The organism is Komagataeibacter sp. FXV3, from assembly GCF_015155755.1.
In the GTDB taxonomy this organism is placed as follows: Bacteria; Pseudomonadota; Alphaproteobacteria; order Acetobacterales; family Acetobacteraceae; genus Komagataeibacter.
The window spans coordinates 1-5161 of record NZ_VWPI01000121.1 but is presented as its reverse complement, the minus strand read 5'-3'; the positions used below and the strand labels follow the sequence as shown (position 1 = coordinate 5161).

At 58.5% G+C, this 5161-nt stretch carries 5 protein-coding genes; 3 read left to right on the top strand and 2 right to left on the bottom strand.

Annotated elements, in window-relative coordinates; translation table 11 throughout:
* Positions 1 to 7: 7 nt before the first annotated feature.
* A complete protein-coding gene (locus F1542_RS10875) occupies positions 8 to 1108 on the bottom strand; it encodes a L,D-transpeptidase (RefSeq protein WP_193733053.1) in 1101 nt (366 codons plus the stop codon).
* A gap of 217 nt (positions 1109 to 1325) precedes the next feature.
* On the opposite strand from F1542_RS10875, the gene rfbB reads away from it, so the two are divergent.
* Genes rfbB through F1542_RS10860 form a run of 3 tightly spaced genes read left to right on the top strand, consistent with a single transcriptional unit; the run spans position 1326 to position 3525 of the window.
* The gene (rfbB, locus tag F1542_RS10870; RefSeq protein WP_193733052.1) at positions 1326 to 2381 is read left to right on the top strand and encodes a dTDP-glucose 4,6-dehydratase; all 1056 of its coding nucleotides are present in this window, start codon (positions 1326 to 1328) and stop codon (positions 2379 to 2381) included.
* The gene (rfbA, locus tag F1542_RS10865) at positions 2378 to 3271 is read left to right on the top strand and encodes a glucose-1-phosphate thymidylyltransferase RfbA (protein ID WP_193733051.1); all 894 of its coding nucleotides are present in this window, start codon (positions 2378 to 2380) and stop codon (positions 3269 to 3271) included. Before rfbB ends, rfbA begins: the two co-directional genes overlap by 4 nt.
* Before the next feature lie 23 nt (positions 3272 to 3294).
* Positions 3295 to 3525 carry a hypothetical protein gene (locus F1542_RS10860; RefSeq protein ID WP_193733050.1) on the top strand — a complete coding sequence of 77 codons (231 nt, stop codon included), beginning with the start codon at positions 3295 to 3297 and terminating at the stop codon, positions 3523 to 3525.
* A gap of 262 nt (positions 3526 to 3787) precedes the next feature.
* Here the strand turns inward: F1542_RS10860 and F1542_RS10855 are convergent.
* Positions 3788 to 5161 (bottom strand): TonB-dependent receptor (locus tag F1542_RS10855; protein WP_193733049.1); only part of this gene is annotated, 1374 nt, incomplete at its 5' end.

Here is a 5161-nt window from a genome sequence, read left to right as displayed (position 1 = left end):
AGTATAATCAGTTGGGCCAGTCCTCAGGAGCAGGAGCAGGAGCAGGAGCAGGAGCAGGAGCAGGAGCAGGAGCAGGAGCAGGAGCAGGAGCAGGAGCAGGAGCAGGAGCAGGAGCAGGAGCAGGAGCAGGAGCAGGCAGCTGCACGGGCTGCGCCGGGGGTGTTGCTGCGGCAATTGCGGTTGGTGCGGATGGGCTGGATGCCTGCGCCGGGCTTGCGGGCTGCGGGGCGGTTGCGGCCAGGAACTGCGCGAAGCTGTCCTGCATTTTCTGCGCCATCGCCGGATCGGACATCTGCACCCCGGGGTTGGATGAATCCACGACAATGACCCTGTCGCCTGCCAGCGCGGTGGAAATGTGGTTGCCCCCCAGCAGCGCGCGTACGGCGCGTGCTTTCTGCGGGTCATCCTGCTGGACGATCAGGTCAAGCTGCCGGTCCAGCAAACCATGACGGTCAATGAAACTGTTGACCCGTGCGGGAATGCGGATGCAGCCTTCGGAATCCGCCCGTCCAAGCCGGGATTCCAGGAACGTGGGGTCGGTTGCGTGCATCTCCAGCCGTACCACGGCCACAGCGCCCTTGCGTCGCCAGTCCTCGGTCGTCTGCCAGCCGAAATCCCATACCCGCATGCCTTTTTCGCCATTGCCACGGATACCATGTTCGTTTTTCGTGCCCTGGGCGCGGTAGCCGTATATCTGTCCGTTATTGATGAATATGCCCGCAGGTGTACGGAAATGTTCCTTGCGTCCCGGCAGTCCCGTGCTGACAGGTACCATGCCCAGTGGCGTCAGCCGGTGCGTTGCGGGTGTGGCCAGAACGATCCACATCAACTGGGCCATGGGTGCGCGGTCCACGATCAGCATGACCTGCTCATCCTGTGGCCATGCGCTGGCATGGTCCAGCATGTCATCTGCCAGTGCCATGGCACGTGCGGTCTGTTTCGGGCGTGTCAGGGCGGATTGCGCGCCCAGTTCCTGCTGCATGTCGTGCTGCAGCATGATCGCGGCATCGGGCAGGGGGGCGGCATGGGCCTGTACGGCGGCATCTGTCATGAACACGGTGATCAGGGGCAGGGTGCATAACCAGATCAGGCGTATGGGGAGCATCATGCAGGCGGCATACCTTGGTCGAAAAAATACAGGCCTGGCCTGTATATCGCATTTGGACATGCCTGCGCAGCGTAGCGGCAGTTCATCCACGGCATATCCTTTCCGCGCATCATACCGGAATCCTGATGGGGCGGCAAAAGGGGCGGGCAGGCAGGTAATGTTGGCCGGATATTAACATTTTTCCTGTCTGGTACCCTTTTTGACGTAACGGATTATCATGCGCATTCTGGTAACCGGCGGATGTGGTTTTATCGGGTCGGCGGTCATACGCCACCTGATCGCACGGACCCGCCACGAGATCCTGAATCTTGACTGCCTGACCTACGCGGCCAGTCCGCATGCGGTGGGTGTTGCGGCAGCCAGTGACCGTTATACGTTCAGCCAGGTCAATATCTGCGATACCGTGGCCCTGGGCGTCGTGTTCGCGGCCTTCCGCCCCGATGCGGTGATGCATCTGGCGGCAGAAAGCCACGTTGACCGGTCCATCGACAATGCCGGTGCCTTTGTGCAGACCAACGTGATCGGCACGTTTGCCATGCTGGAGGCCGCCCGCGCGTACTGGCAGGCCCTGCCCGCAACGCGGCGCGCGGCCTTCCGCTTCCATCATATTTCGACCGATGAGGTCTTTGGCGCGCTTGGCCCGCATGATCCCCCCTTTACCGAGGTCACGCCCTATGACCCGCGCAGCCCCTATTCCGCCAGCAAGGCCGCATCCGACCATCTGGTACGGGCATGGTGGCATACCTATGGCCTGCCGACTTTCGTTACGAATACGACCAACAATTACGGAATCTGGCATTTCCCCGAAAAGCTGGTGCCGCTCATGATCATCAATGCGATCGAGGGACGTGAGCTGCCGGTCTATGGTACGGGCGAGAACATCCGCGACTGGCTGTTTGTCAGCGACCATGCCGAGGCCCTGGTCCGCGCGGTGGAACGGGGCCAGCCGGGCGAGACATACGCCATTGGCGCCCGACAGCCACGCACCAACCTTGAAGTGGTCCATGCCATCTGCCGTATCCTTGACCGGCTGCGTCCCGATCCGGCAGGGCCACATGCACGGCTGATCCGGCACGTGCCTGACAGGCCGGGCCATGATTTCCGTTATGAAATCGACCCTTCCCATGCCGAACAGGCATTGGGGTGGAAGGCACGACATGATTTTGAAACCGGCATGGACATGACCGTTCGCTGGTACCTTGACCATGCCAGATGGTGGCAGGCCATACGGGAACGGCGCTATGGCGGGCAACGACTGGGGCAGGTGGCATGACCGGCGCGCCGGGACTGAAGGGGATCGTGCTGGCGGGCGGATCTGGCACACGGCTGTATCCCATGACGCTGGCGGCCAGCAAACAGCTGTTGCCGGTGTATGACAAACCGATGATCTATTACCCGATCTCGACACTGATGATGGCGGGTATCCGCGACATCATGATCATTGCAACACCGCAGGACATGCCCCGGTTCCAGCGCCTGCTGGGGGATGGGTCATCACTGGGCGTGTCCTTTACCTATCGTATCCAGCCCGCGCCCGAAGGGATCGCGCAGGCCTTCTGGATTGCGGGTGACTGGCTGGCGGATGCACCATGCGCGCTGATACTGGGCGATAACCTGCTTTTTGCCGATCATCTGCCCGCCATGCTGCGGGCCGCGGCACAGCGGACACATGGGGCTACGATCTTCGCCTATCAGGTGCGTGACCCCGAACGCTACGGCGTGGTGACATTCGATGCGGACGGCAACGCGCTGGATATTTTGGAAAAGCCGGAACACGCACCGTCAAACTGGGCGGTGACAGGGCTTTATTTCTATGACGGGCGCGTGGGAGAACTGGCGGCCGGGCTGCACCCTTCCCCGCGCGGGGAACTGGAGATCACCGATCTCAACCGGATTTACCTTGAGGAAGGCAGCCTGAATGTCGAACGCCTCGGGCGTGGGTGCGCATGGCTGGATGCCGGGCTGCCCGACAGCCTGATGCTGGCGTCCTCGTTCGTGCAGACGGTGCAGTCGCGGCAGGGGATGCTGGTTGGCTCCCCCGAGGAGGCGGCCTTCCGCATGGGGTATATTGACGGAACCCAACTACGTGCCTTGGCCCAGCGCATGATAAAGACCGAACTGGGGCGCACCCTTATGGCTATTGCCGGGCGGGCATCCGCGTAAATTGTGGAATCAGAAAGAAGTTTTTGGCGAAGCTTTTTTCAAAAAGCTTCAGGGAACGTCGCCTTTTTAAAAAAGGCGACACCCAAAAAACATTTATTAATGTGCTGTTCTGCATCTTTCGAATGGAATTACTTTCCAAACTTGTAATGCAGTTCATACCCGACCTGGCGTGGCGTCTGGATGTATTGCGCACGGCTGTCCTCATCCACCGTGCCGCCACGATAGGCGCGTCCATCATGGGAGAAGCAGCCTGATGCGATGAAAACGAGCTATCTTGACGATAGTCGTATCAGTGTTGACGTAAACGCCAGTCGAAACATTCTGCTGTTCAAAATGCTGGGCGCCTATTGTGGGCGGCGTATCGGACGGGTTTGCGCCGGAATGGAAATCGACATCCTGCTGGCACCTGACGATTACAGGCAGTCATGCCAGCCTGGAAACGGGGGGAAGTCCCGTCTCCAGAATATACAGGCAATTCAGGATATATGGATACTTCCCCGATAACCGACAGGTATTTCAGAAGTTGTAATGCAGTTCACAGCCGACCCAGCGCGGTGTCTGGATGTACTGGGCACGGTTGTTATCACTTCCGGTAAAGGAATAGGTCGTGCCTTTGTTGTTCTGCAGGTTGTCAACATACACGGCGGCAGTCCATTTGCCTGTCTTGGGGCCAACTTCCATGCGCAGGCCAAGGGAACTGATCTTGCTGGTCTGGGCATTAGGGTCCCCCAATGCCGCCCACATGTTGTCTTTCCATGTGTAACTGGCCTGCAGGGTAACGCGATAACGGTCTATATCGATATTGTAGCGTGCAACGCCACTCCACGAAAAGCGGGGGGAAAAGGGTAGCGGGGAGTTGTGCGCGACCGCCGGGTCAAGGGAAAGCCCGTTGATATAGTTGACCGGGCTTTTGACCTGCGCATCAAGATAGGCAAAGGAACCCCGGATATCGAGGTTGGGCACCAGGTTATGCAGCGTGGCGGACAGTTCACCACCACGGGTGCGCGCACGCGGGATCGTGCCAAGCGTAAGCGAGTTCTCGGTTGTCGTTATCGGTGCGAAGAACAGGGTCTGACGGTTGTGATATTCATAGTCGAACAGGGAGCCTTCCACCTCAATCTTGTTATGCAGGAGGGAAGACTTGATGCCGACTTCGTATGCAATCAGGTTTTCCGGCTTGACATAATCAAGCGCCCCGGCCGCCAGCACGGGTGCGGCAAAATACGAACCCGCCTTATAGCCATTTGAAATCGTGCCGTATGCGTAAGTGCCCGGCACAATCTGGTAGCGCAGGCCCACACGCCCGGTAAAGCGATGATAGTCATGGCGCTGGTTGATGCCAGTTAACGCATCGCCTACCTGGGCATTATACGGGGGTAAAAGCCGCGGGCTATTGGCGCCAATTTCCGAATATCTTGACCCCCCGTCAAAACCACGTTCGTCATATGAAAAACGGCCCGATGCAATGAAATCCAGTTTTTTTGTAATATTGGTAACCGTGTTTACATAAATCCCCGTAGACAGGTTCTGCTGGGAAAAGTGGTTGTCTAGGGAGAGCGCGCTGCTGGACTGCATGCGGTCACTGGTGTAGTCGCCATCGATCTTGTCATATGATTCGAAAACGCCAACCGTCAGGTGGAAGATTTTTGCCGGGTTCATACGCAGGTGCATGTCATGCGACTGCGCTATGGCCGTATCATTCCATCTATAGTCAGCAACATGAACGGCGGAGCCGTCATAGTTGTCGGTATCATCGCGACGATAGAAATCGATCGCTGTCGTGGATGAGAAGTCACCAAAGTCAAACGCCTTGGTATAATTGACGGACAGGCCCCCGCCATTCTCGTTTCGCTGAGGGACGGCGTTGCCCACGCTGACCGCATTGGCTGA